The sequence below is a fragment of the Streptomyces sp. NPDC049687 genome (assembly GCF_044465285.1).
In the GTDB taxonomy this organism is placed as follows: domain Bacteria; phylum Actinomycetota; class Actinomycetes; order Streptomycetales; family Streptomycetaceae; genus Streptomyces.
The window spans coordinates 175,113-200,739 of record NZ_JBITLN010000010.1 but is presented as its reverse complement, the minus strand read 5'-3'; the positions used below and the strand labels follow the sequence as shown (position 1 = coordinate 200,739).

General features: G+C 69.3%; 21 protein-coding genes and 8 pseudogenes. 10 read left to right on the top strand and 19 right to left on the bottom strand.

The window, feature by feature from the left end:
- Positions 1–79 precede the first annotated feature (79 nt).
- Positions 80–1,093, top strand: coding sequence for a helix-turn-helix domain-containing protein (locus ACIBVL_RS29365; RefSeq protein WP_399101575.1), 1,014 nt, complete (start codon positions 80–82; stop codon positions 1,091–1,093).
- A 66-nt stretch (positions 1,094–1,159) separates the two neighbouring features.
- On the opposite strand, the gene ACIBVL_RS29360 is transcribed toward ACIBVL_RS29365, so the two are convergent.
- From ACIBVL_RS29360 to ACIBVL_RS29300, 13 genes and pseudogenes are all read right to left on the bottom strand, one after another.
- Positions 1,160–1,897 (bottom strand): YoaK family protein, encoded by a 738-nt coding sequence (locus tag ACIBVL_RS29360; RefSeq protein ID WP_009340868.1) that lies wholly within the window; start codon positions 1,895–1,897, stop codon positions 1,160–1,162.
- Positions 1,878–2,411, bottom strand: coding sequence for a DoxX family protein (locus ACIBVL_RS29355; protein WP_399101572.1), 534 nt, complete (start codon positions 2,409–2,411; stop codon positions 1,878–1,880). Before ACIBVL_RS29355 ends, ACIBVL_RS29360 begins: the two co-directional genes overlap by 20 nt.
- A gap of 49 nt (positions 2,412–2,460) precedes the next feature.
- Positions 2,461–3,123, bottom strand: a complete 663-nt coding sequence (locus ACIBVL_RS29350; RefSeq protein WP_399101570.1) for a hydrolase — start codon at positions 3,121–3,123, stop codon at positions 2,461–2,463.
- A 98-nt stretch (positions 3,124–3,221) separates the two neighbouring features.
- On the bottom strand, positions 3,222–5,102 hold the full coding sequence (locus ACIBVL_RS29345) for an amidohydrolase (RefSeq protein WP_399101832.1): 1,881 nt from the start codon (positions 5,100–5,102) through the stop codon (positions 3,222–3,224).
- Between the two features lie 261 nt (positions 5,103–5,363).
- Positions 5,364–6,152, bottom strand: a complete 789-nt coding sequence (locus ACIBVL_RS29340) for a low temperature requirement protein A (protein ID WP_399101568.1) — start codon at positions 6,150–6,152, stop codon at positions 5,364–5,366.
- Between the two features lies 1 nt (position 6,153).
- Positions 6,154–6,547 (bottom strand): annotated as a pseudogene (locus ACIBVL_RS29335) (alpha/beta hydrolase fold domain-containing protein); the annotation flags it as partial.
- Between the two features lie 177 nt (positions 6,548–6,724).
- On the bottom strand, positions 6,725–7,519 hold the full coding sequence (locus ACIBVL_RS29330) for a helix-turn-helix domain-containing protein (RefSeq protein ID WP_399101566.1): 795 nt from the start codon (positions 7,517–7,519) through the stop codon (positions 6,725–6,727).
- 230 nt (positions 7,520–7,749) lie between these two features.
- Positions 7,750–8,019 (bottom strand): WhiB family transcriptional regulator, encoded by a 270-nt coding sequence (locus ACIBVL_RS29325; protein ID WP_399101565.1) that lies wholly within the window; start codon positions 8,017–8,019, stop codon positions 7,750–7,752.
- Between the two features lie 41 nt (positions 8,020–8,060).
- Positions 8,061–8,834 carry a CE1759 family FMN reductase gene (locus tag ACIBVL_RS29320; RefSeq protein ID WP_399101563.1) on the bottom strand — a complete coding sequence of 258 codons (774 nt, stop codon included), beginning with the start codon at positions 8,832–8,834 and terminating at the stop codon, positions 8,061–8,063.
- Positions 8,831–9,928: an LLM class flavin-dependent oxidoreductase gene (locus ACIBVL_RS29315; RefSeq protein ID WP_399101561.1), complete on the bottom strand. Its 1,098-nt coding sequence runs from the start codon at positions 9,926–9,928 to the stop codon at positions 8,831–8,833. The genes ACIBVL_RS29320 and ACIBVL_RS29315 overlap by 4 nt, the downstream gene beginning before the upstream one ends.
- A pseudogene (locus ACIBVL_RS29310) lies at positions 9,900–10,447 on the bottom strand (SsgA family sporulation/cell division regulator). The gene ACIBVL_RS29315 and the pseudogene ACIBVL_RS29310 overlap by 29 nt, the downstream one beginning before the upstream one ends.
- A gap of 44 nt (positions 10,448–10,491) precedes the next feature.
- Positions 10,492–11,343 (bottom strand): NmrA/HSCARG family protein, encoded by an 852-nt coding sequence (locus ACIBVL_RS29305; protein WP_399101559.1) that lies wholly within the window; start codon positions 11,341–11,343, stop codon positions 10,492–10,494.
- Positions 11,344–11,385: 42 nt separating this feature from the next.
- Positions 11,386–12,222, bottom strand: coding sequence for an alpha/beta fold hydrolase (locus ACIBVL_RS29300; RefSeq protein ID WP_399101557.1), 837 nt, complete (start codon positions 12,220–12,222; stop codon positions 11,386–11,388).
- 196 nt (positions 12,223–12,418) lie between these two features.
- Here ACIBVL_RS29300 and ACIBVL_RS29295 point away from each other — a divergent pair, with 196 nt between their 5' ends.
- Entirely contained in the window at positions 12,419–12,883 is a 465-nt protein-coding gene (locus ACIBVL_RS29295) for a hypothetical protein (protein ID WP_399101555.1), read from the top strand.
- 7 nt (positions 12,884–12,890) lie between these two features.
- Here the strand turns inward: ACIBVL_RS29295 and ACIBVL_RS29290 are convergent.
- Positions 12,891–13,492, bottom strand: a pseudogene (locus ACIBVL_RS29290) (transposase); the annotation flags it as partial.
- A gap of 88 nt (positions 13,493–13,580) precedes the next feature.
- Between ACIBVL_RS29290 and ACIBVL_RS29285 the strand changes: the two are divergent.
- The gene (locus tag ACIBVL_RS29285) at positions 13,581–14,387 is read left to right on the top strand and encodes an IS5 family transposase (protein WP_399101553.1); all 807 of its coding nucleotides are present in this window, start codon (positions 13,581–13,583) and stop codon (positions 14,385–14,387) included.
- Between the two features lie 32 nt (positions 14,388–14,419).
- Here ACIBVL_RS29285 and ACIBVL_RS29280 read toward each other — a convergent pair whose 3' ends face one another.
- The 3 genes and pseudogenes from ACIBVL_RS29280 to ACIBVL_RS29270 all read right to left on the bottom strand — a co-directional run.
- Positions 14,420–14,824 carry a RidA family protein gene (locus tag ACIBVL_RS29280; RefSeq protein ID WP_141573509.1) on the bottom strand — a complete coding sequence of 135 codons (405 nt, stop codon included), beginning with the start codon at positions 14,822–14,824 and terminating at the stop codon, positions 14,420–14,422.
- A 255-nt stretch (positions 14,825–15,079) separates the two neighbouring features.
- Positions 15,080–15,690, bottom strand: a pseudogene (locus ACIBVL_RS29275) (IS110 family transposase); the annotation flags it as partial.
- A 402-nt stretch (positions 15,691–16,092) separates the two neighbouring features.
- Positions 16,093–16,834 (bottom strand): annotated as a pseudogene (locus tag ACIBVL_RS29270) (IS256 family transposase); the annotation flags it as partial.
- Between ACIBVL_RS29270 and ACIBVL_RS29265 the strand changes: the two are divergent.
- Positions 16,834–17,406 (top strand): annotated as a pseudogene (locus ACIBVL_RS29265) (IS5 family transposase); the annotation flags it as partial. The pseudogenes ACIBVL_RS29270 and ACIBVL_RS29265 overlap by 1 nt on opposite strands.
- A 54-nt stretch (positions 17,407–17,460) precedes the next feature.
- Positions 17,461–18,296, top strand: a pseudogene (locus ACIBVL_RS29260) (IS5 family transposase).
- 11 nt (positions 18,297–18,307) lie between these two features.
- On the opposite strand, the pseudogene ACIBVL_RS29255 reads toward ACIBVL_RS29260, so the two are convergent.
- Together ACIBVL_RS29255 and ACIBVL_RS29250 are read right to left on the bottom strand one after the other, a co-directional pair.
- A pseudogene (locus tag ACIBVL_RS29255) lies at positions 18,308–18,760 on the bottom strand (transposase); the annotation flags it as partial.
- Between the two features lie 707 nt (positions 18,761–19,467).
- Positions 19,468–20,019: an ATP-binding cassette domain-containing protein gene (locus ACIBVL_RS29250; protein WP_399101550.1), complete on the bottom strand. Its 552-nt coding sequence runs from the start codon at positions 20,017–20,019 to the stop codon at positions 19,468–19,470.
- Between the two features lie 289 nt (positions 20,020–20,308).
- On the opposite strand from ACIBVL_RS29250, the gene ACIBVL_RS29245 reads away from it, so the two are divergent.
- The 5 genes from ACIBVL_RS29245 to ACIBVL_RS29225 all read left to right on the top strand — a co-directional run bounded on the left by ACIBVL_RS29245 (position 20,309) and on the right by ACIBVL_RS29225 (position 25,199).
- Complete coding sequence (locus tag ACIBVL_RS29245) at positions 20,309–20,971, top strand: urease subunit gamma (RefSeq protein ID WP_399101548.1); 663 nt, start codon at positions 20,309–20,311, stop codon at positions 20,969–20,971.
- A complete protein-coding gene (locus ACIBVL_RS29240) occupies positions 20,955–22,811 on the top strand; it encodes an urease subunit alpha (RefSeq protein WP_399101546.1) in 1,857 nt (618 codons plus the stop codon). The genes ACIBVL_RS29245 and ACIBVL_RS29240 overlap by 17 nt, the downstream gene beginning before the upstream one ends.
- An 81-nt stretch (positions 22,812–22,892) precedes the next feature.
- Positions 22,893–23,567, top strand: a complete 675-nt coding sequence (locus ACIBVL_RS29235) for an urease accessory protein UreF (RefSeq protein ID WP_399101544.1) — start codon at positions 22,893–22,895, stop codon at positions 23,565–23,567.
- A gap of 28 nt (positions 23,568–23,595) precedes the next feature.
- Positions 23,596–24,291, top strand: coding sequence for an urease accessory protein UreG (gene ureG / locus ACIBVL_RS29230; RefSeq protein WP_399101542.1), 696 nt, complete (start codon positions 23,596–23,598; stop codon positions 24,289–24,291).
- A 101-nt stretch (positions 24,292–24,392) separates the two neighbouring features.
- On the top strand, positions 24,393–25,199 hold the full coding sequence (locus ACIBVL_RS29225) for an urease accessory protein UreD (RefSeq protein ID WP_399101540.1): 807 nt from the start codon (positions 24,393–24,395) through the stop codon (positions 25,197–25,199).
- Positions 25,200–25,627 lie beyond the last annotated feature (428 nt).

Here is a 25,627-nt window from a genome sequence, read left to right as displayed (position 1 = left end):
CAAGATCCACCGCGGACGTGCGACGCGCGGGGCGCGCGGAGCGCGGCAGGCTCGTGAGGAAGGAAGGGGACGCATTCTTATGACTACTGGGACGACTGCCCGAGGCAGCTCCCGCACCACCATCCACGCCGGGCCACTGGTGTCCGCCCGCGCACAGGGAACGGACTGGCGTGACACGTTGTCGCATGCGTTGGGGGGAGTCGACATCTCCTCGCAGGACCCCTCGTCCTCGGGCTCCGTCAGCACCGCCGTCCTCGGCATGCTGCGGGTGGTGCGCTCGGAGGGCGACGGAATGACCGTCCGGCGCTCCGCCGTCTCGACCGAGGACACCGGGCGCGGGGACTGCGTGGTCGTCAGCCTCCTGGAGTCCGGGGCCGGTCGGATCGACCAGGACGGGCGGACGGCGGCTCTGGAGACGAACGACGTTTTCCTCTACGACACGTTCCGGCCCGTCCGGCTGGACATCACGCACTCCTTCCGCGTGAAGTCCCTGGTGCTGCCCCGTGCGGCGCTGCGCTCGCACGAGGAGGACTTGTGCCGGATCACGGCGGTGCCGTTCGGGCCCGACACCTCCATCGGTGCCCTGTTGCCCTCAGTGGTCACGCGGCTCGTGGACGACGCGGAGCTGTTCTCGGCGGACATCGGTGAGTTGATGGCCCGCAACGCGGTGGACCTGCTCGGGGTGCTGGCCGACGAATGGCTCCGGCGCGGCCGAGCCGAGGCGGCCGACGCCAACCGGGCCCTCCTGCTGCGGATCCAGGGGTTCATCGACGAACAGCTCGCCGATCCCGAGCTCTCGCCCGCGCGCATAGCCCGCGCCCATCACATTTCGCTGCGATACCTGCACAAGCTCTTCCAGGCCGAGGGCACGACGGTCGGCCGCTGGATCCTGCGTCGCCGGCTCGAAGCCTGCCGACGCGACCTGCGGCACCGCCAGACCCGGGGGCTGACCATCGCCGCCGTGGCACACCTGCACGGATTCGCCAGCGCCGCGCACTTCAGCAGGTCGTTCCGGGCCTTCTACGGTGTGTCCCCCAGCGAGTGGCGCGCCACGCCGGCCCCAGGCTCTGGCGTCACGTATCCGCCTGGGTGACTTCGTCGAAGCCGTCGGCCGGTACCCCGGACGGCAGCGCCGCCCAGGCCGATGCGTCCGCAGTCCTCAGGCGGGCGGCCTGGTCCACTCGGGTGCGCCGGCCGACAGCCGTCGCGCGGTCACCGACGTCACCACGAGCAGCACCAGCGCCAGCAGCAGGATGTGCACGAGTTCGGTGTGTGCCAGCAGGAGTGTCCCCACGAGCGCGCCCAGGAACATGGCGAGGACCGACAGCACCCGGCGACCGGGCCGCGGTGCCGCACCGCCGGCCACGGTGGAGTCCGCCGCCAGACCGGTCAGGGTAAGCGTCAGGACGGTGGTCGTCAGGTCCGGGACCCCGAGACGCCGCGCGACCGCGTTCTGCGTCCCCATGGCGAGGCCGAGCAGCACGATCAGGGTGTAGCGGACCGGGCTGGACACCTCACCGTGCGCGACCGCGACCGCGATCACCGTCCCGGCGACGAGAAGGGCCTGTAGAGCGGTCGTCGTGCTCAGCAGCCGTCCGCGATGGGCTGCGAGCCCGGTGCTGAACCGCCCGCCCGCCAAGGCGCCGGCGAGGAACGACAGCAGCGAGACGATGGCGGCCGCCACCGACAGGCCCGGCGCGCCGGCCAGGGCGAAGCCCAGGAAGACCACGTTGCCCGTCATGTTGGCGACGAACACCCGGCCGAGCGCCAGATAGCTCACGGCGTCGATGAGGCCCGTCACCACCGTCAGCGCGAGCATCAGGGGCGGCAGCGGCCCGTGCCGGTCGCCCCGGGGCGGGACGAGTGTCCGTGCGGCGTCAGTCAGCAGCTTGCGCATGCCGTGTCCTATCGTCCGTCGGGTCGCCGGCCGTCGGCCGCGACAGCACCGCTCGGGTGACCAGCCCGCTTGCCGGGCCGATCACGATCGCCGCGAGGGAGACCCACAAGGGCCAGGTGATGGGCCCGAGGGCGTGGTCGAGCGACCACTTTCCAGGACCGGTGAGGGCGAGGGCCGCGGCGACGGCCACGAGGACCGACGGGTACTCGTAGCCGTCGTGCTGGACCCACAGCCCGTTGTGCCACTTGACGGTGCCGGCCACCGTCATCACCCCCATGGCGGCCGTTGCCGCCAGCGGAGTGAGGAGTCCGGCCGCCAGGAACAGTCCGGCCCCTATCTGGCTGCCGCCCGCGGCGAGGGCGGTGAGTTGCCCGCCGCGAAAGCCGTCCCGGCGGAACTCCTCGGTTCCTCCGGCCAGCCCGCTGCCGCCCAGCCGGAAACTGACCTTCTGCACTCCGTGCCCGGCAATGAGGAGCCCCACCACCAGCCGGAGCAGCAGCAATCCGCTGTCCATCGCGTGTATCCGCCTGTTCCTGACGTCCGTCGTCAACCGTGGGGGAGGGTCAGCCGGCGGCGTGGTCGCCGATGACCGCCTGGGCGTAGACGACGCCGAGACCGTAGGTACCGCCGTACGCCTTCACGACGTCCATGACCGGCAGGTACGTCTCCGCGCGCGCCCAGTCGCGCTGGAGCTCCAGGAGCACCTGCACCCAGGTCACCGGCACCACACCGGCCTGGACCATGCGCTGTACGGCGTGCTCGTGGGCCTGGGGGCTGACGCCGCCCGACGCGTCGGTGACGACGTAGACCTCGTAGCCCTGGGCGAGCGCCGACAGCGCGGGCAGCACGACGCAGACCTCGGTCCACAGGCCCGCGATGACGAGCTTCTTGCGCCCGGTTGCCTTGACCGCCTTGACGAAGGCCTCGTCCTCCCAGGCGTTCATCGTGGTGCGGTCGACGATCTTCTGACCGGGGAAGACGTCCGCGAGCTGCGGCATCAGCGGGCCCGAGAACGACTCGGCGGCCACGGTGCTCAGGACGGTGGGGACCTCGAAGGCCTTGGCGGCCTTCGCCAGGCCCACGGTCGCGTTGATGATCGCGGTGCGGTCGCCGCTGCCCGTGCCGAAGAACATCTGCGGCTGGTGGTCCACGAACAGGACCGCGCAGTTGTCGGGGGTCAGCAGGTCGGGGCTGGGAGCAGCGGTGACCTTGGCGATATCGACCATGAGTGTGCCTTTCTGCGACGAGAGATGACGATCACGGACGGTCGTCCGCGATCCGGGAAGGGAGGTGTGAGGGCCGGAGCGCACGGGCGCGCCTCCGGTCACAGGGAGAAGCAGGGGTCGAAGACCGGGGTGTCGGTCTCGGGGACCAGTCCGCGGTGGGCACGCCACTGGCGGTGCAGCTCCGACTCGGCGGCGACCTCGCCGAGCAGTTCCGCCTGACGGACTCCCGGCCGGGCCTGCGCGGGGGTCGCCTGGTAGCCGCCGAAGTGGGCCACCGGGCTCCACTCGGGCGTCACGGCGGGCATCTCCTCGTCGATGCCCTCGTACTCGCCGGCGGCGTACACGACCCGGCCGCCGACGACCGTCAGGAGGGCTTCGATGTGGGCGATCTCCGGATCCGGCACCGTGAAGTAGTCCTCCGACAGGACGGTCAGGTCACCGAGGAAACCCGGGCGTAGTACGCCCTTGAGGTCCTGTTCACCGGTCAGCGCGGCACCAGCCGTGGTGAACATCTCCAGCGCCGTCTCCCGGTCGACCCGGTTGTGCGGCGGATGGATGGTGAGATCGCCCACGGTCCGGCCGGTGACCAGCCAGTGCAGAGCGATCCACGGGTTGTACGAGGAGACCCGTGTGGCATCGGTACCGGCGCCCACGGTCAGTCCCCGCCCCAGCATCGCCCGGACCGGCGGCGCGTCCGCGGCGGCACCGATCCCGTACCGGCGGACGAAGGCCTCGCCCTGGAAGGAGAGCCGGTTCTGCACGGACATGGCGCCGCCGAGCGCGACGATACGGTCGAGGCTGTCGGCGGACACCGTCTCCGCGTGGTCGAACAGCCACCGGTTGTTCCCGGGGAACAACCCCTCGGCGGCCAGCTTCTCGAAGACGGCCAGGTCACGGCGGATGGTCTCGTCGTAGGTGGCGTGCAGGCGGAAACCCCAGCCGTTCTCCATGAGGAGGCGGACCGCTTCCTCGAACTCCACCTCGTAATCGGGGGCGTGTTCGGGGCGCGGCTCGGCGAAGTTCTCGAAATCCGCCGCCGCCCAGGTGAGGTTCTCGCCGGCGCCGTTGAGGCGCAGCCACTCGTCGCCGTCCTCGGGGCGGACCATTGCGATCCACCGGGTGAGGTCGTCGATCTCCTGTCCGGCGGTCTGCGGGAAGAGGTGGTAGGCGATCCGCAGGGAGAGCGCGCCCTCCCTGGCCAGCTCCGTGACGGTCTCGTAGTTGTCCGGGAAGTTCTGGAAGCCGCCCGCCGCGTCGATCGCGGAGGTGAGACCGAACCGGTTGAGCTCGCGCAGGAAGTGCCGGGTGGACGTCTTGCGATGCTCCTCGTCCAGCACCGGCGCCTTGGCCAGCGTCGAGTAAAGGATCAGTGCGCTCGGGGCCGCGAGCAGCATGCCCGTGGGGTCGCCGTCGCGTCCCCGCATGATCTGTCCGCCCCGCGGGTCGGGGGTGTCCTTGGTGTAGCCGGCGGCCTTGACGGCCGCGCGGTTGAGGATCGCGCACTGGTACAGATGCAGGACGAAGACGGGGGTGTCCGGCGCGGCGGCGTTGAGTTCCGCGACCATGGGCAGCCGCCGTTCGGCGAACTGCTCGGCGGACCAGCCGCCGACCACCCGTACCCACTGGCCCGCGGGGGTGCGGGCCGCCTGTTCCCGGAGCATGGCCAGGCCCTGGCGCAGGGAGCGTACGCCGTCCCAGCGCAGCTCCAGCACGTAGTTGAGGCCGCCGCGGATGACGTGCAGGTGAGAGTCGTTGAGGCCGGGGATCATCCGGCGGCCCAGCGCGTCGACCACCCGGGTCGCGGGGCCGACCTGCCCGGCCACGTCCTTGTCCCCGCCGACGGTCGTGATGACTCCGTCGCGGATGGCGATCGCCTCGGCCTGGGGCAGCCGGGGATCACCGGTGTGGATCTTCGCGTTGCGGACGACGAGGTCCGCCGCGTCGTCGGTGGCGCGGGGAATCAGCCCGCCGACCGGCATCGTGGACACCTTTCGACAACCTCCTGAAGGGCGTACGGGGCGTATGGGGTGGGATCTGCGACAGGCCGGGCTCAAGCCGACGACACATCGGCGAGGTGCACGGACGACCGTGCGGCGGCTGCTTCGCCGATCACGCTACGGGGGAAAAGCCGGGCCCGATGTCCGGTCAGTGCACTGCGGGTTGACCTGTAGCGCACGGGTGGTCCGGCGGCCCGGGGGCGCTTCGCACGCGGTGGTGGTCGCCGGCCGCGCGGGAGCGCCTCAGGGGTTCTGCCGGGTGACCGCGACGACGACACCGCCCAAGAGCGCATCGGCAACCAGCGCGGGCGCCGGGAGCCACGTCGCCAGCAGCAGGCCGACGACGGTGACGGCGCACGGGACGTCATCGGCCTTGCGGCGCCGGTGCGGGCGCAGGTGCACCGCCCGGACGGCGAACACGAAGACGGCGGCCGGAACCGTGACCCCCAGCGCGGCCGGCAGGACCCCGGCGGTCCCCGCGGGGCGCGTGAGGTGGTCGGCGTAGGCAGCCAGGCCCGCCCCCTCGGCGGTGGCCGACGCGAACACGAAGTAGTGCCCGTAGGCCCAGGTGAACCGTCTGCCGTGCGCCTGGTGCGTCGTGGCGAGCAGCGTGTGCGCGGGCCGGGCGAAGTACAGCCACCACATCGCGAAGGCCATCAACAGCCCGCCCCCGGCCAGGGCGCACAGGGCGGCGATGTTCTGCTGCCGCTCGAAGGCCCCCCGTACGGCGATCGTGGCGGTCGCCACGGACTCGCCCAGCACGATGAGCGTGAACAGCTCGTAGCGCTCCGCGATATGACGTGGATGCCACGGCGTCATGCCCGCGGACTGCGCCCACACAGGGACCAGCACCTCCGCGAGGATCATCACGGCGATGCCGGGAAGTCGACCCGTGGCCGGGAGGAACAACAGCCCCACCCAACCGAGTTGACAGCCCGTCACGCCGACGGCGAAGCGCAGCGTGGTCGCACGCCGCGGGCGATCGGCGAGGCCGGCGCGCAGCCACAGTGCCGCCAGTGCTGTGCGCAGCACCACCGGTACCGAAGGAGGAAACGGTGACCGGGTAGAACAACACCTGCGCACCCTGTTCGGCGATCCACCGGGCCACCGCGTGGGTTCTCTCGATCACCACCGGGTAGCGGGCCTCGGGCGACAGGTCGTACTCCGGGAACACCACCGCGGCTTCCACCCCCACCGGCAGCGCGCCCGTGGCCCCGGCGGGCCGGACGACACGCGCCCGGACAGTGCCCGTGGGCCGGCCCGGCACCACCACCCACTCCTTGTCCACCGCCGGCAGAGCGATGTCGCCGGATTGCACCTCGTCGACCGCCCTGCGGCCCTTCACCGGCGTCAGCTCGAACAGGTAGGGCGGACGCGGCGGCAGCCGCCTCCAGCACGGGCCGGACCGGCTCGACGGCATCAGACATGTCAGTTCTCCGTACGTGTTTCCGTGGACGTGCCAGGATGCCGGTCGCTCCGGCACCACCGTGCCGACCCGTGAGCGGGCGCGGGAGCCACTGCCTTGCCACGCTATGCCGCCGCGAGCAGGGCGATGGTCCAGGAGTGCACGGACGGAGCACGCAGCGGCGGCGCGCCGGACCGGCCTATGAGGAGGCCAGCGCCTGCCAGTCGGTCGGAGTCATGCCGTAGGCGGCCCGGAAGACACGGCTGAAGTGGGCCGCGCTGGTGAACCCCCAGCGGTGCGCCACCGCCGCCACGGTGATCCTGCGGTTCGGCGCCCTGCTCAGATCACGCCGGCAGCAGTCCAGCCGACGCTGCCGCACCCACTGCCCCACGGTGATGCCGTCGGCCTGGAAAAGCTTGTGCAGGTAGCGCACGGAAATATGGTTCGCGCGTGCGATCGACTGCGGGGACAGATCGGGGTCCGGCAGATGCTGTTCGATGTAGGCGCGGACCTGGGAGAGCATCTCGTCGCGGGCGTGCGGCACCGCCGGATCGTTCCGTTGCGCCCCTTGCAGGAGTTCCATGACGAGGACGACCAGGAGATCGACGGTGTTGCGGGTCAGTTGGTGAATCACCTGAGGCGCGTGCGTGCCGGCCCCGGCGGACAACACCGACAGGAAGTCCGAGACCAGCCCGCCCAATCCCGCATCGCCCGCGACCCTCGTTCCGGTGAGCTGGTCCCAGTCAGCTTCCGAGAGTTCCAGATAGGAGCGTGGCAGCCGGAAGACCGTCATGCCGCAGGCGTCCGGAAACCTCGGGGAGCGTTGTCGTCCCGGATCACAGAAGATGAGGTCGCCCGGTCTCATGACGATACGGCCTCCGTCCCGGGTCGTCGCGACAGAGTCCTTCTCGGCCACCCCCAACCGGAAGAACTGGTCGTCTTCTGCGTGCGGCAGCGGCGAGAGGGTATGGGTGAGCCCGGGCAGTGTGGACATGAGGAGTTCTCCGCTCGATGCGATAGCGGCCCTGTCGCGTCGCGGCCCGTGCTCCGGGACACCGTACGCACACCGTGGTCGGTGTCGCATCGGTGTTGCCTGCGCCGAGTCCAGGGTCGAGGTCATGCCGCCGACGGCGGCCGCATGTCCTCTTCTCTGCCGAGCGTCTGTCCTGCAGGCATCTGTCAGTCGACTGGCGATGTGACTGTCCGTTGGCAGGCCGGGCATCGTCAGCCCGCGACCGCATCCCCTGAGCGGCGTTCGGCCTCGGTGATCCCGCCCCAGACGCCGTACTGCTGCCGCGAGGCCACAGCGAAGCGGGCGCACGGGCCGCTCACCGGACAGGCGCGGCAGATCGCGCGCGCCGCCTCCTCCCGACGCCTGCGCGCCGTGCCCCGCTCGCCGCTGGGAGAGAAGAAGACCGCGCTGTCCATGCCTCGGCACGCGGCCTTGCCCTGCCAGTCCCACATGTGCAGCAAGGGCTTCGTCAGCGCCCTCATCCGTCCCGTCCGGCCGCTGCGGCGTCCCTGGCGGCGGGGGCTCACGAGTCTGCCGCCGGACGTGTTCGCGCACCGCCTGAGAACCGGCTCAGCGCGGCGAGCCGCTGTTCGAAGGGGACCAGACCGGCGCCGAACCCGTCGGTGGGGTCGACCGAAGTGATCGCGCCGTGCAGGGAGCGGGGTGCGATCGCCGCGGTGGTGTCGACGTCGGGGGCCGTGGCGGGGGCGGGGATTCTGCCGGGGCCCGGGCCGGGGGCGCTGGTTTCGGTTCCGGGGCCCGGGGAGCTGCCGGTGGCCTCGGTTCCGGTGGAGGTCATGAAGCGGGCCAACTCGGTGCCCGCGCGGGCGATGCGGTGGGCGAGTCCCTCTTCGCCCCAGTCCTCGGACGCCGCGTACACGGTGGTCGGCAGGACGAGCGCGCGCAGGTAGGTGAACAAGGGGCGCAGGGCGTGTTCGGTGACCAGGGAGTGGCGGGCGGTGCCGCCGGTCGCGCCGGCGAGCACGGGCTTGCCGGTCAGGGCGTCTTTGTCGATGAGGTCGAAGAACGACTTGAACAGGCCGCTGTAGGACGCGGAGAAGACCGGCGTGACGGCGATCAGGCCGTCCGCGGCGGCCACCGTGTCGAGCGCGGCGGCGAGCCGGGCGGCCGGGAAGCCGGTGACGAAGTGCTGGGCGATCTCGGTGGCGAGGTCGCGCAGTTCGACCACCTCGACCCCGGCGTCCACATGGTCGAGCGTGGCCGCGGCGAGGCGGTCGGCCAGGAGCCGGGTGGACGACGGGGAACTCAGTCCCGCCGCGACGGCGACGAGCTTCACCGGGAACTCCCTTCGGGGGTGGTCGTCTTGGCGGCGATGCGGGCGGCGTGGGTGGGCGCGTCGGGGACGCCGGCGGGCTTGAGGCCGGCGAACTCCTTGCGCAGCACCGGGACGACCTCCTCGCCGAGGATGTCGAGCTGCTCCAGGACGGTCTTGAGGGGCAGCCCGGCGTGGTCCATGAGGAACAGCTGGCGCTGGTAGTCGCCCACATAGCCACGGAAGGACAAAGTCCGCTCGATGACCTGCTGCGGGGAGCCGACGGTCAGCGGGGTGTCGCGGGTGAACTCCTCCATGGACGGGCCGTGGCCGTAGACCGGGGCGTTGTCGAAGTAGGGGCGGAACTCGCGGACCGCGTCCTGGGAGTTCTTGCGCATGAACACCTGGCCGCCGAGGCCGACGACGGCCTGCTCCGGGGTGCCGTGCCCGTAGTGGGCGAAGCGCCTCCTGTAGAGGTTCACCATCTGCTTGGTGTGGCTGGCAGGCCAGAAGATGTTGTTGTGGAAGAGGCCGTCGCCGTAGTACGCGGCCTGTTCGGCGATCTCCGGGGAGCGGATGGAGCCGTGCCAGACGAACGGTGCGACACCGTCGAGCGGGCGCGGGGTGGAGGTGAACGACTGCAGCGGCGTACGGAACTTGCCCTCCCAGGTCACCACGTCCTCGTCCCACAGGCGGCGCAGGAGCGCGTAGTTCTCGATGGCGAGGTCGATGCCGTCCCGGATGTCCTTGCCGAACCACGGATAGACCGGGCCGGTGTTGCCGCGGCCCATCATCACGTCCATGCGGCCGTCCGCGACGTGTTGGAGCATCGCGAAGTCCTCGGCGATCTTCACCGGGTCGTTCGTCGTGATCAGCGTCGTCGAGGTGGACAGGATCAGGTTCTCGGTGCGGGCGGCGATGTAGCCGAGCATCGTCGTCGGAGAGGACGGCACGAACGGCGGGTTGTGGTGCTCGCCAGTCGCGAAGACGTCGAGGCCGACCTCCTCGGCCTTGAGCGCGATGGCGAGCATCGCCTTGATCCGCTCGTGCTCACTCGGCGCACGCCCGGTCGTCGGATCGACGGTGAGATCACCGACGCTGAAAATCCCGAACTGCATTGCTGATTCCTTTCGATGACGTACTCGGTACTGGGGATGCGGTATTGGTCGTCGCATATGAGTCGCACATGACAACGCGGGGCCACGAGTCAGGGACGGGCACTTTTCCCAGGAGGGAAGTGAGGGCGCCGTCCACGTCCAGATACGTGCTTTCCACCCCGGCAGGCACCAGGGAAAAGGTCCGCTGGAGGAAGTCCGCCACCTCCGTCACCGGCAGCTCGATCAAGGCCTTACCCGACCCGTGCCTGAGGACGACGCGGAGGGTGTCCGGGTGGTGGCCGTGCGCGGGCAGCACCAGGACGTCGCCGGAGCCCGTGGGGCGCCGCAGCCCCCGGCCAGGAGGTCGCGGGCGAACACCCACGGAATGCGTGGGCCGATCAAGGGGCCGAGGGACATACCGACGGCGTAGGGATCGGTGACGCGGTACCGCAGTTCCGCGGGCAGCGGAAGCGGCGGCCTGTTGAGAGATCTGACATGCGCCGTGACTGCGCGGGTGACAGTGCCGGAATGCAGTTCCATTGAAGCCTCGAAAAACTGAGAAGAGCGTTTCCTCCTCAGCACCCTCAGCGCACCCCGCCCCAGGCCTGGCCGGCCCAGTCCCCGAAGCGGGTCCAGGGAATCCCCGGATGGGCTTCGTGCAGGGCCGGGATGTCGACGCGGTAGCCGGATCCGTTGAGGAAGGACCACATCGCGTGCATGTCGGGATCGCCGATCGCACCGAGGGGGACCTGCTCATGGCGGACGTCCCGCCCCAGGACCTTGCTCAAGGCCGCCGCCATATCCACCGGGGTGGGAGCGTCACCGGCCAGCTCGATGCGCTGTCCCAGGAAGGGACCCGGGGCGAGCATCACCTCCGCCGCGAACGCGCCGAGGTCGGCACGCGCCAGCTGCTGCAACGGCCGCTCGGAGGGCAGTGGCAGATCGAGAACGCCGTGGAGCACCCGCTCGTGTCCGCCGAGCGCGTTGTCGAAGAAGTAGGTCGGCCCCAGGATCGTGTACGGCACGTCACCGGAGACCAAGTCCGTTTCGATGCGCGCCTTGCTCTCGAAATGCGGTACGCCACTGTTTTGGTCGGCGCCCGCCACGGAGCTGAACACGAGGTGCGGCACCCGCTGCCGGGTCGCGGCGGAGATGATGGCCCGCCCTTGTGCGACCTCGGCCGCCGGGCCCGCTTCGAAGGGCGTGGTGTATGCGAAGACGCCCGCCACGCCGTGCATGGCGGCGGAGAGCGAGCGGACGTCGTTCAACGACCCCGCCACCACCTCCACTGCCTGCTCGGCGAGTTCGCGTGCGGCCCACCGGTGCGGGTCACGGACCAGCACGCGGACGGGCGCCCGCCGCCGGAGCAGGGCACCTGTCACGGCCCTGCCCTGGCCCCCTGTCGCTGCGAGGACCAGGATCGGTGCGTCGGCCATGACGAGAGAACTCCCTTCAACAGTCCCCTTCGAGAACGTCCCTCACTTGCTCAGGAAGGCGACGAGCGCGGCGTTCACTTCCTCGGCGTGGGTCCACAGCAGCCCGTGCGGGGCGCCCTCGATCTCGACGTAGTCCGCGGACGGCAGCGCCTTGTGGAAGAGCCGCGCGGTTCCCTCGACCGGCAGGATCCGGTCGCCCGTACCGTGCAGGATCAGGGTTGGTACGTCGATGGCGGGGATGTCGGCCCTGAAGTCGGTCGCCCACGTGAGTGGCGCGGCCGCAGCGGCGTAGAAGCCCCCGCCCGCGGCGACGTCCCAGCTGTGGCGGACCGCCTCTTCGCTGATGCGGGTGCCCAGGTTCTCGTCCAGGTTGTAGAAGTCCTTGTAGAAGGCCGTGTAATAGGCGTAGCGGTCAGCCTTCACCGTCGCGACCACACCGTCGAAGAACTCCTGCGGAGCGACGCCGTCCGGATTGTCGTCGGTCTGGAGGAGGCAGGGCTCGAGCGAGGCGAGGAACGCGGCCTTGGCCACCCGGCCGGAACCATAGGTGGAGAGGTAGCGGGCGACTTCGCCGGTACCCATCGAGAACCCGACCAGGACGGCGTCGCGGAGGTCGAGAGTCTCCATGACGGTGTTCAGGTCGGCGGCGAAGGTGTCGTAGTCGTAACCGCTCGTCGGCTGGGCCGACTGCCCGAAACCGCGACGGTCGTAGGTGATGACCCGGTAACCGGCGTCCAGCAGAGCGGCGCTCTGTCGCTCCCACGAGTGCCCGTCCAACGGAAAGCCGTGGATGAGCACGATGGCCTGCCCGGAACCGTGGTCCTCGTAGTAGAGATCGATGTCGGTGGAGTTCTCCTGGCCAACTGTGATGTACGGCATATGTGCTCCTCAGTAGTGAACGAGTGACGTTCACCAGCACGCTAGAGCGCGGATCCCCCACCTATTTGTCCCTGAACGCACCACGTCTTGACCGTTGGTGCCCAAGGGACGCACTCGCGTCGCCTCGAAGCCGGGCGCGGAGCGCGTTCACCGCCGCCCGGTCCTCCACCGGGCGTTCACCGTGTTGGGGGCCCCTATGTCTCTGGTCAAGGTGGATGGGGTGCTGGTTCGGCTCTGGGACGATGTGCCTGTGCATGCTGATGACGAGGTTGGCGAGGGTGTCTCTGCGGACCTCGCAGTGTTTCTCCGGAACGTTGACGACGACCGTCGGGTGAAGATCGTTCCGTCCGTCTGTGGCGGGTGTGACGGGCGCGTGTTCTTCGTGCTCGTTGACGATGTCGAGGGCGGAGCCGAGCGGGTGTGCGCTGGTTGCGGCGGCCGCGCGTTCATCGCGGATAGCGAGGAGTTCTGGGAGGACGCTGATCCTGGCGAGGCCGGCTGCCCTTGCGGGAGCAAGGAGTTCGAGGCGGCAGCAGCGTTCTCGCTGGCCGGCGACGGCTCGGTCCGTTGGGTGACGGTGGGCCTGCGGTGCATCAAGGACGGGTTCTGTGGGTCTATGCCGACTGGAAGATCGACTACGGTCCAACGGATCACCTCCTGACCATGGTCTAGGTCTGCGGAGCGACGGCCCGGGCGGGCTTGGGTTCGTAGAAGGTGCCGTCTCGGAGCATCGCGAAGAGGACGTCGGCCCGGCGTCTGGCGAGGCAGAGGAGAGCCTGAGTGTGGTGCTTGCCCTGGGCGATCTTCTTGTCGTAGTAGGCCCGCCATGCCGGATCGCCCAGGGCCGCGAACGCGGAGAGGAAGAAGGCCCGTTTGAGCTGCTTGTTTCCTCTCCTGGAGGGCTGTTCGCCGCGGATCGAGGAGCCCGAGTTCCGGGTCGCGGGAGCGAGGCCGGCGTAGGCGGCGAGGTGGCCGGCGGTTGGGAAAGCGCTGCCGTCGCCGACCTCGATCAGGATCCTGGCTCCGGTCCTGACGCCGATGCGGGCATCGAGGTCAGGACCTTGGAAAGAGGGTGTTCCTCCAGGAGTTCCTCGATCCGCCCAGCCAGGAGCTTCCGCTGGTCGAGCACGGCCGTCAGGGACGCGGCAAGGCTCGGGACGATCAGCGCGGCCGCCTCCGTCCCCGGGACGGTGACGGTCTGCTCGTCCAACGCGGCGAAAATCTCATCGACGAGCCGCTCGGCCATCCGCGGCGCCTTCGGCCGTAACAACGTGACTGAGCCTCTTTCATCCTGTGCTGAAGGGTGAAATGGCCTGGTCAGCGGGGGTTGTGACGAGGCAGGGCCTCTCGTCGTCGGCGTGGTGATTCCACTCATCACACCGGCGACCGAAGGGGCCCTGTTGGTTCCGTATCCCGCCATGCTCGACGTCCCGCATGAGCTCGTCGAGCATGTCGCCTGGCTGCTGCACGAACACCGCCGGGCCCGCAACACGCGCTGGCGCAAGCTCGGCTGCTTCAAGCAGGCGCTGCTCACCCTCGTCCACCTACGCAAGAACGAGACGTTCTCGCAGCTCGGAGCCGGTTTCGGGATATCCCAGGCCACCGCCTGGCGCTACGTAAACGAGTCCTTGGAGGTCCTGGCCGGCTGGGCGCCCGGTCTCCATGAAGCTCTCACCGGCCTCGGTGAAGGCGACCACGTCATCGTTGACGGCACTCTGATCTCGATCGACCGGATCCGCGCGGACGAGCCGTACTACTCGATGAAACACCGTCGGCACGGCATGAACGTGCAGGTCATCGCCCGTCCCGACGGCACACCGCTGCGGTTCTCCCGCGCGACTCCAGGCAGGACCCATGACCTGACCGCGGCACGAGCCCACGGCATCATCCAGGCCTGCCTGACCCGGCAGGTCCTCGTGCTCGCAGACCGCGCCTACCAGGGTGCCGGCGCCACGGTCCGCATCCCGTACTACCACCACCGCGAACAGCCCGCCCACCACCAGCAGTTCAACCGAGATCATGCCCGCCTGCGAGCTCCGGGAGAACGCGCCTTCGCCCAGCTGAAATCCTGGCGGCTGCTCCGGCGAGCCAGATGCTCCACCCGCCGCATCAGCACCATCGTCCAGGCTGTCCACACGCTGCTGATCTGCAACTATCCAGGATGAGGAGGCCGAAGAAATCAGGCCGGCCTTCTCACCTATGGCTTCACGTCGAGACGCACGAGCGCGCCGATCTCCACAAGTTGGTCCGGCAGGGCCAAGTCGGAGACTCCCATGACCGTGCTGGTGGGCCGGTGCTCCCCGAAGTACTCGGCGTGAAGGCGTGCTGTCGTGTCGAAGTTCTCCCGCAGGCTCCTCACCAGAACCGTGGTCTCCACTATCTGGCTGCGCTCGGCTCCGAACTGCCTCAGCACCAAGTCCAGATTCTCCAGTGTGGTGCGGACCTGCAGTTCGAAGTCGCCGGCACCCACGAAGTTGCCGTGACGGTCATGAGACAGCTGCCCCGACACGTAAACCGTGTCACCGACCTGGGTGGCCTGGCTGTACCCGTACAACGACTCCCACGGCATGCCGAACCCGAATACCTTCACCTGAGAACTCATGACTCACTCCCTTGATACAGCGCGCGGGGCCGTAGTTGCAGGCAGGCCCCTTGCGTGTAGAAGTTACGGGTCCGTACAAGCGATGCTTGTCTGGTAGCGCCGCCCGAGTGTTCTCTGCGCGCACAAAATTGGCTGCAGTGGGCTCCTCCAGGCGCCGGTGTGATGAGTGGCGCCACTACGCCGACGACGAGGGCCCTGCCTCCTCACCGCACCCGTCGGCCAGCCAGTCTCACCCTCCAGCAGAGGATGAAAGGGGCTCACTAGGCGCCGCCTGCCCACTTTGCGGATCTGTGCCGGAGATCCGAAACGCTCCAGCAGCGTGAGGACGGCCGGGTGCTGCAACCGCGGCCCCAGCACCCGTTCCAGCGATGGATGGATCTGGGTCATCAGCCGTGCAGTCGGTTGGCGACTCTGGTGGCTTCGCCGGCCAGGTCGTCGTCGAACCCGACGATCATCTCCAGCTCGGCGATCGTTTCGTCCTCGCCGTCGATCGTCCGCAGCGTGTGAGGCATCGCGCGGGCCGCGTCGGCGATGATGAACGCATCCCTCGCGTCCGTCTTGGCCTCACCGGGGTAGAGGTCGGCGATCCGCCGCATCGTCAGACCCGGCAGATAGGCGACCAAACAGCCCATGTCTTTCGCAACCGCCAGCGGCAGGGCGCCGATCGAGGCTGGCTGGTCGACCACGACCAGCACGGTTCCGTGCTTGGCCTGGAGTTTCGCGAACAGCTCGCGGAGCTTGGGCTCGGTGTTGGGCAGGCGCTTGTCGAACGCCTTCTTCCCGGCCGGGGTGACGGCGGTGGCGTGGTGTTCGCCCTTGCCGACGTCCAGGCCGAGGAAGACGTCGATGTCGCCGGTGTCGATCACGCGCAGGCCCCTCCATCACGCTTTCGTCCGGCCTTGGCACGGCACCGAGCCGCCACATCCACGTTACGGAGAGCTCTTCCGGCTCGGGTGAAGCCGGTGCTAAAGCCCCTCATCAGCGGTCCGTCGATGCCTCCGGACCCGGTGACACCACCCCCCCGGATCATCAACAACAGGAGGGGGAAGTCATGCAGGACCCGAAGGCCGGAGGACCCATTGCGGAGCCACGAAAAAGGTAACGGGGGGGACGCTGCTGTTGCGCGGGGTTCCGGAAGGTTTCCCGGGCGGATCACGCCTGCCGCTGCCAGGTTGGGGTGGACTCTCTGCTGAGCTTGTCCTTCGACCCGCCGCGTCCTGCGGGCCGAGGTCTACGGCCACTCGGTGATCTCTTCTTTGAGGTTGTGTGGTGAGTTCGGTGGGCAGGGCGGTGTCGTCGGTTTCTGACTCGATCGGGTGGAGGCGGGCCTTGGCGAGGACGTCGAGTCCCCTGTAGCGGCGGCCTCGGTCCACTCATCGTTCTGCTCGGCCAGGACCGCCCCGACCCGTCGGATCAGGGCGGCGCGGTCGGGGAAGATGCCGACCACGTCGGTGCGACGGCGGATCTCCTTGGTCAGGCGTTCCTGCGGGTTGTTCGACCAGATGTGCCGCCAGATCTCGCGCGGGAAGACAGTGAACGCCAGCACGTCGGCCTGCGCGGCGTCGAGATGCTCGGCGGACTTGGGGAACTTCGCCTCCAGAGCGTCGAGCACGTGCTTCATCTGGGCCTGGACGGCGTCGGCGTCGGGCTGTTCGAAGATGGTCCGCAGCAGCGTGGCCACCCAGGGCTGGGCCGACTTGGGCACCTGGCTGAGCAGGGACACGGGCGTGGTGAGTGCGGCAGCGCTGCCAGCTCGCCCCGGGCGGCGTGGCGCCGATCGCGTTGATTAGGCCCATGTGGGCGTCGGAGATGGCCAGTTGGACGCCGGACAGGCCGCGGGCGACGAGCGTGCGCAGGAAGGCCAGCCAGCCCGCACCATCCTCAACGTCCACGCGCTGATCCCGGTCGGCGTCAACGCCGACGGCCACCGCGAGACCCTCGGCCTGGACTGATGCGGCCGCCCTCGCGGACCTTCTGAGTCAGGGCATTGACCCAGACGAACGAGTAAGGAGTCCTTGCAGAAGGAGTTGGGGTTCGGTTCGGGTCCTGCCTGCTGGGGTCGGCTGGCCGAGTGGCAGCAGGCGGGGGTGTGGGAGGAACTCCAGCGGGTGCTGCTGGGCCGGTTACGGGCGGCCGACCGCCTCGACTTTTCCCGCGTCACGATCGACGCCTCGCACGTGCAGGCCAAGCGGGGGCGAAGCAACCCAAAAGTCGGCCCGAGCCAGGTTGACCGCGCACGGCCGGGCTCGAGGCACCACGTCCTGACCGACGCCCGTGGCACTCCGCTGCGGGTGTCGCTGACCGGCGGTCACCGTCACGATGTCACCCAACTTCTGCCGCTGGTCGACAGCCTGGGGCCGGTGCGGGGCAAGCGGGGCCGGCCCCGGCGCAAGCCCCGCACGTTGTACGCCGACCGCGGCTACGACTACGACGTCTACCGCCGCCATCTGCGCGAGCGCGGCGTCACACCGAAGATCGCCCGGCGCGGCCGGCCACACGGCTCGGGCCTGGGCAAAGTCCGGTGGGTCGCCGAGTCCGCCATCGCCTGGCTCCATGGCCCCCGCCGCCTACGGACCCGCTGGGCGCCCCTAAAGAGGTCCTAACAGAAGTTGTTGATCATGTGACTTTCGGCGTGGATGGTCGTTGGTCTGGTCGTGGGAAAGCGACAGTCGCGGCCGTGGATCGTGTCGGATGAACTGTGGTCGCTGATCGAGCCGTTGCTGCCCGAGCCGGCGCCGAAGCTGGTGGAGGGCCGGCCGCGTGTGCCGGACCGGCAGGCGTTGTGCGGGATCCTGTTCGTGCTCCACACCGGCATCCAGTGGGAGTACCTGCCCCAGGAGCTGGGCTTCGGCTCCGGCATGACGTGCTGGCGGCGTCTGGCCGCGTGGAACGAGGCCGGTGTCTGGGACCAACTGCATCTCGTGCTGCTGAAGAAGCTGCGGGCGGCGAAGAAGCTTGACTGGTCGCGGGCGGTGATCGACTCCTCCCACGTCAGGGCCGCTCGGCGTGGCCCAAAAGCGGGCCCAGCCCGGTCGACCGCGCACGGCCGGGCAGCAAGCACCACGTCCTGACCGACGGCCAGGGCATCCCGCTCGCGGTGTCGCTGACCGGCGGAAACCGCAACGACGTCACCCAGCTGATCCCGCTGGTGGACAAGATTCCGGCCGTGGCCGGACTCGTCGGCCGGCCCCGGCGCAGGCCCGACGCGCTCCTGGCCGACCGCGGCTACGACCACGACAAGTACCGGCGCCTGCTCTGGGCCCGCGGCATCCGCCCGGTCATCGCCGAACGCGGCCGGCCCCACGGCTCCGGCCTGGGCATCTTCCGCTACGTGGTCGAGCGCACGATCGCCTGGCTGCACGGCTTCCGCCGCCTGCGCATCCGATGGGAACGACGCGACGACATCCACGAAGCCTTCCTCGGCCTCGCCACCTGCCTGATCACTTACCGCCACGCACAACGCCTTTGTTAGGACCTCTAAGTGCCTTGGTCCAGGGGACGGTTGCGGAACGCGGCGACCTGCTCGTCCAGATGCTTGGCCATCGCGCTGACCCGAGATTTCAACAGCTGGGTGACACCCAGGCTCTCGGCGCGTTTCTCGACACGGCGAGTGGAGACGCCGAGCAGGTAGGCGGTGGCGACCACCCTGATGAGGGCCTGCTCGGCTCGCTGTCGGCGTTCGAGAAGCCAGTGCGGGAAGTAGCTACCGGTCCAGAGCTTGGGGACAACCAGTTCGATCGTGCTGGCCCTCGTGTCCCGCTCACGCGGGCGATAGCCGTTGCGGTGATTGAGTCTCTCCTCGCTGACCTGGCCGTATTCGGCGTTGCAGAGGGCGTCGGCCTCGGCGGACATGAGCGCGTCGGCGAACGTCTTGATCATCGCGTGCAGCAGATCGGGACTCGCCGCGGCGAGGTTGTCTTCCGCGAGGGCGTGCAGGGGCGACTGTCAGGTGCGGTCATCGTGCTGATCTCCTTCGGGCTTCGACACCTCGAAGATCAGCCGGTGGCCGTTCGTCTATGCGGACTCCACCCCGATGCCGGAGCAAACCCCCGGATCAGGTCGAACCCATACACCACTTCCGTGGACGCAACCTTGCCACGTCATGATCGTGGTCTCGGCGTCTCTGACGCACGTATGCGGCGGTGACGCACGTATGACGCACGAAGCCTTTCGCGGGTCCAGTAGTGGGCTGGAAAACTACCTCTGACCTGCATGTTGTCCGGTGCGGGCCAAACTGCACATCTTTCCGTTGACGTCGCACGTGGAGTGTGTGGCTACTTTGGAGCCTGCCGCAAAGGGCCTTTGACCTGTGGTTTTATTGTGCTGCTCAGGTCTGGCCGGGCGTGCTCGACCTGTTCCCCGAAGTGCAAGGCGTGAAGCGCGTCGTCTGTTCGCGAAAGTCATCTGACCACGTGTTCCAGCAGACCTGCGGGGATGGCGGTGCGGGCCTTACGTTCTCTGGGACCGAGGCGAAGCCGACCGTCTCGACGCTCGGTTGACGCTCGTTCTGATGGCTCGTCATTCGAGCGCGGCGCCGGTGCCCTGACGGCGTGGAATGCGTCAGCGCCGCTGCCAGGCGAGCGGTGGTCCGTCCTTCTGCTCCGGCTTCCGAAGGACGGATGGCCGCAGTCGCTCGTAGCGCTTCAGGCAATCAGCAGGTCGGGGGCGGCAGGGTGAGCCGTCCGTCGTGTACTTCGGCAATCTGGTCGACTGCTGTTTGGTGGGTGCGGTCGTGGGTGACCAGGACGGTGGCGGTGGCCTGCTGGTGGGTGAGGCGGGTGATCAGGTCGAGGACGGCGGCGCCGCGTTGGTGGTCGAGGGCGACTGGTGGGCTCGTCGACCAGGAGGACGGTGGGGTCGTTCATGGGGGCGCGGGCGATGTTGACGCGCCGGCACTGGCCGCCGGAGATCTGGTGACGCCGTCGGCCGGCCTGGTCGGCGAGGCCGACGGCGTCGAGGAGTTCCATCGCACGGGTGCGGGCGGTGCGGGGTTTGCGGCTGTCGACCTGGGCCATGACCTGGAGTTGTTCGGCGGCGGTGAGGGAGGGTAGCAGGTTGGGCTTCTCGAAGACGATCCGATCTTGTGGCGGCGCAGGTCGGTGAGTTCGCCGCGGGTGTGGCCGGTGGCTCTGGCCGTCGACCGTGACGGTGCCGGCGCTGTTGGGTAATCCGCATGCCTTGCGGAAACACCTCATGGCAGCACTCCTTCTCGACGACGCCCTCGAGCCTGCCTGAGTTCGGCTGCCGTGCTCAACCGACTGAGACCGGTCATGGGCGCGTCCCGGCGCGGCTGAGTGCTGGCGGTGCAACCGCACGCTTCCAGTTCATCACTTCGGGGCCGGTGGCACGATTCCCGGTTGTCGGAGCCCTCGCCTTCCCGATGATCGGTGAGTGGCGCACGCCGCAGGCGGCCCTCCGACCGCCCTGCTCCGGTGCGGCGTCCGACCGTCCTGCACGAGAGCGACGAACAGGAAAAGGGGCCGTATGCATCTGACTCCGCACGAACAGGAGCGTCTGCTGGTCCATGTGGCGGCGGATGTCGCCCGGCGGCGCCGCGAGCGCGGGCTGCTGCTCAACTACCCCGAGGTCATGGCACTGTTGACGGCGCACGTCTACGAGGAGGCACGCGCCGGTGCGACCGTCGACGCCGTGATGGAGTCCGGACGGCACGTGCTGCAGCGCAGTGAAGTCATGGACGGCGTCCCGGAGATGATCGACAACGTTCAGGTCGAGGCGACGTTCCCGGACGGCACCAAGTTGGTGACCATCCATGACCCGTTCGACGAGGCAGCCGACGAAGTGGACCTCCATCCGGGAAAGTTGGAGCTGCTGCCCGACGACGACGAGCACCGGGTGGTCTTCAACGAGGACGCGACGCCCGTAGCGCTGCGGGTGTCCAATCCCAAGGACCGCCCCATCCAGGTGGGTTCCCATTTCCACTTCGCCGAGGCCAACGAGGGACTGGACTTCGTCCGCCGCGACGCCCACGGCATGAGGCTCCACATCCCCTCCGGCACCTCCGAGCGGTTCGAACCCGGTGATGAGCGGACTGTGATGCTGGTGCCGATCGCCGGCGAGCGGATCGTGCACGGACTCCAGACCGGCAAGACCGACGAGGAGAAGTACCTCGATGCCCGACAGGACTGAACAGCACGACGACGGAACACCGCGAGCCTGGGACCCGCTGCCGCGGTCGACCCACGCCGACCTGTACGGGCCGACCACCGGCGACCGGGTCCGGCTCGCCGACACCAACCTCGTCCTGAAGGTCGAGGACGACTGGTGCGGGGGCCCCGGACGCAGCGGCGACGAGATGGTCTTCGGCGGTGGCAAGGTCGTTCGGGAGTCCATGGGGCAGTCGCACATCCCGCGCGACGACCCACGCCAACCGGTGGACACAGTCATCACCGGCGCGCTGATCCTGGACCACTGGGGCGTGGTGAAGGCCGACGTGGGGCTGCGTGACGGCCGGATCCAGGCGATCGGCAAGGCGTACAACCCCGAGACCATGTCCGAAAGGCCCCACGAGGACACACGCGCCTCGCACTTCGTCGTAGGCCCCGAGACGGAGGTGATCTCGGGCAAGGGACGGATCCTGACCGCGGGCGGCGTCGACACGCATGTGCACTTCCTGTGCCCCGGCCAGATCCACGAGGCCCTGGCCGCCGGGGTGACCACGCTGATCGGCGGCGGTACCGGCCCCGCCGAGGGCAGTACCGCCACCACGGTGACGCCCGGTGAGTGGCATATCCAGCGGATGTTCGAGGCGCTGGACGCCTATCCGGTGAACGTCGGCCTGCTCGCCAAGGGAAGCACCGTCTCCCAGAAGGCGCTGCTTGACCAGGTCGCGGCCGGGGCCCTCGGCTTCAAGATCCACGAGGACTGGGGGGCCACCCCCGCGGTGATCGACGCGGCCCTCAGCGTGTGTGAACAGACCGGTGTCCAGGTGGCACTTCACGCCGACTCGCTGAACGAGTCGGGATTCGTGCACAACACCTTCGCCGCGACCAAGGACGGTGCATCGGACACCAAGGACGCCAAGTACCGCGGCCTGCACATCTTCCACATCGAAGGTGCCGGCGGCGGCCACGCCCCGGACATGATCAGCCTCGTGAGCAAGCCGAACGTGTTGCCCGCCTCGACCAACCCGACCCGGCCCCTGACGGTGAACACCGTCAAGGAGCACGTCGACATGATGATCGTGTGCCACCACCTCAACCCCGAGATCCCGGCGGACATGGCGTTCGCCGACTCCCGGATCCGGCCCTCCACCATGGCCGCCGAGGACGTGCTGCACGACATGGGCGCCATCTCGATGATGTCCTCGGACGCCCAGGCCATGGGACGCATCGGCGAGATGATCATGCGGACCTGGCAGACCGCGCACGTCATGAAGTCCCGCTACGGACATCTGCGTGAGGACGACTCCCGGGCCGACAACTTCCGGGCCCGGCGCTACATCGCCAAGTACACCATCAACCCCGCCATCACCCATGGCATCGACCACGAGGTGGGTTCCGTGGAGACCGGCAAACTGGCCGACCTGGTCCTTTGGGAGCCGAAGTTCTTCGGCGTCAAACCGCACATGGTCATCAAAGGCGGCCAGATCGCCTACGCCCAGATCGGCGACGCCAACGCCTCCATCCCCACCCCGCAGCCCTACCTGCCGCGCCCGGTCTGGGGGTGCCAAGGGCGCTCCCCGGCGGCGAACTCCTTCAACTTCGTCTCCGAGGCCGCCCTCGGCGGGCGGCTGCCGCAGCTCGGCCTGTTCAAGCCGCTGCGGGCGATCCGCTCCACCCGCGGTGTCACCAAGGCCGACATGATCCACAACGACGGCGTACCGGACATCGTCGTCGACCCCGAGACCTTCCTGGTCACCATCGGCGGCGCCACGACGTCCGACGTGCGCACCAGCGTGGACGGACACGAGGTCGGCCGCAACTACGCCACGGAACTGCCCATGGCCCAGCGGTACTTCCTCTTCTGACCGCCCTCCGCGACCGTGGGCCGGCCACATGCGACCAGGCCGGCCCCACCGCCTTCTCCCGAAAGGCGAGCCTGTCTCCTCATGAGCCGTACCGCCCTGCTCGTCCTGGCCGACGGCCGCTTCCCCGCCGGAGGGCATGCCCACTCCGGCGGTATGGAAGCCGCCGTAGCCTCCGGGGCCGTCCACGACACCGCGAGCCTGGAGGCGTTCTGCCGCGGGCGACTGCACACCACGGGACTGACCGCGGCCGGCCTGGCCGCCGCGGCCGCCACCGGCCACGACCCGCTCGCCCTGGACGACGCCGCCGACGCCCGCACGCCGGCACCCGCGCTGCGACGCGTCGCCCGCCGACTGGGTCGGCAGATGCTGCGCGCCGCCCGCGCCGCGTGGCCCTGTGCCGACCTCGACCACCTCGCTCACCACCGGCCCGGAGGCGTGCACCAGCCGGTCGTCCTCGGCGTCGCGGCCCGGGCCGCCGGTCTGTCTCCGTTGGACGCCGCCCAAGCTGCCGCGTTCGACAGTGTCGGCGGCCCGGCGACCGCAGCGGTACGGCTGCTGAGCCTCGACCCCTTCGACGCAACAGCGGTCCTGGCCCGCCTCACCGGCGAGTGCGACACCGTCGCAGATACCGCAGCGGCGGCGGCCGAGCGCGTCGCCGCGGCCGGCGTCGCCGTCCTGCCCGCCGCGTCCGCACCCCTGCTGGACATCACCGGAGAACAGCACGCCGTCCGGACCGTACGCCTCTTCGCATCCTGACCCCTTCCGCACCGACACGGAGTCTCCTGTGCACCTGGACCACCCCGTCACCATGCCGCAGCGCCACACCCACAGCGCCGATCCCCAGCGTCCGGACGGGAGACCCCGCGCCCTGCGGATCGGCTTCGGCGGACCGGTCGGCTCGGGCAAGACCGCCACCGTCGCCGCGCTGTGCCGCACCCTGCGCGACCGGCTGTCCCTCGCCGTGGTCACCAACGACATCTACACCCAGGAGGACGCCGACTTTCTGCGCCGCGAAGCCGTACTGCCACCCGAGCGGATCACCGCCGTCGAGACCGGGGCCTGCCCGCACACCGCCATCCGCGACGACATCTCCGCCAACCTCGAAGCCGTCGAGCAACTCGAACAAACACTGGGTCCGCTCGACCTGATCCTAATCGAGTCCGGAGGGGACAACCTCACAGCGACCTTCTCCCGCGGACTGGTCGACGCCCAGGTCTTCGTCATCGACGTGGCCAGCGGCGACGACATCCCCCGCAAGGGCGGCCCCGGCATCACCACCGCAGACCTCCTCGTGGTCAACAAGACCGACCTCGCGCCGTACGTCGGGGCCGACCTGGACACGATGAGTGCCGACACCCGCAGGCAGCGCAAGGATCTGCCGTTCGCCTTCACCAGTCTCACCTCGGACGACGGCATCAGGCCCGTCGCGGACTGGGTCACCGAGTGCCTTGCCGCCTGGCGGACCAGGGCCGCCCGGTGAAGGCCGCTGCCCAGGCGCCGACCGCGACGTCTCAAGCGGCCGCCGGCGACGGGGCGCCTCCACGACGCTCGGCTAACGCCCCCGCACCGCACACGCCGCTCATGAGGCGCCCTGCCACAGACCCCGCTCACCCCGCCGGCCTCAGCGCCACGGCCCGCCTCCGGGCAACCCACAACGGCCGTACCACCACCGTCCCCCTCCTGCACAGCGACGGCCCCTTCCACCTGCGCCGGCTGCGACCGCACGGAGAACGGGCGCGGGTCTGCGTGCTCGGCGCGATGAGCGCACCCCTCGGCGGCGATCAGCTCGCGCTCGACATCACCGCCGCAGCCCACACCAGGCTGGAGGTGACAACGGCCGCCGCCACCATTGCCTTACGCGGCGCCACACCCGACCCCGCCACCTACGACGTACGGCTGACCGCAGGCGCGGGTGCCTCCCTGCACTGGCTGCCTCAGCCACTGATCAGTACCGACGGCAGCAGCCTGCGCCAGACCTGCCGGGTGGACCTCGAGGGGACGTCCCACGTGCTCCTGCGCGAAGAACAACTCCTCGGACGTTCCGCCGAACCTCCGGGCCACTTGTCCACACGACTGACCGTTCTCCGCGCGGGCCGGACGATCCTGGACCAGCAGACCGTCTACGGCACCCAGGCACCCGCATGGGACGGGCCCGCCGTACTGGGCGGCCACCGCGCGGCGGGCCAACTGCTCCTCGTCACCCCCGACGTCGAATCGCCACCGGCATCCCTGGTCCTCGGCGACCCACTACGGGGACACTGCATCCTGTCGCCCCTCGCCGACGAGGCGGCGCTCCTCGCCACCGCCGTCGCACCGACCCTGGCCGGACTGCGTCAGCTCCTCGACGCCGCTCTCGCCCACGCCGTGGGCACGAGACGGACCGCGTGACAGCGACCGAGCGCATCGCCGGTCCTGTGGAGCCTTCCCTCCAGAGCGGTCCGTGGGAGTTCGGGCGCGTGTCACGCGTGACGCTCGTTTGACACTCCGCAGCCCTGTGAACCTCCGGGCAGGCTCGAAACGGCCACTGACTGCAGGTTTCCTGCTTACTCCGTCGGTGACATCCTTCCGATGACGTCGCACGTGGAGCGCGGGCGCACTTGGAGCCTGCAGCAACGGGGCTCTGACTTGCTTCTCTGGATTGCTGAGGGTCGCCGGTGGCTCCTCGACCTGTCCCCCGAGGTGCGTGGTGTGGAGTCTTGCCGAATGTCCGGGAGGGCTTCCGACCTGCGGTTTCGACAGTGGCCAGGAGGGCCCCGGGCTCCGGACCGAGATATTCGCATGGACGGCATGTGCCGCTCGTGTCGCTCACCTGACGC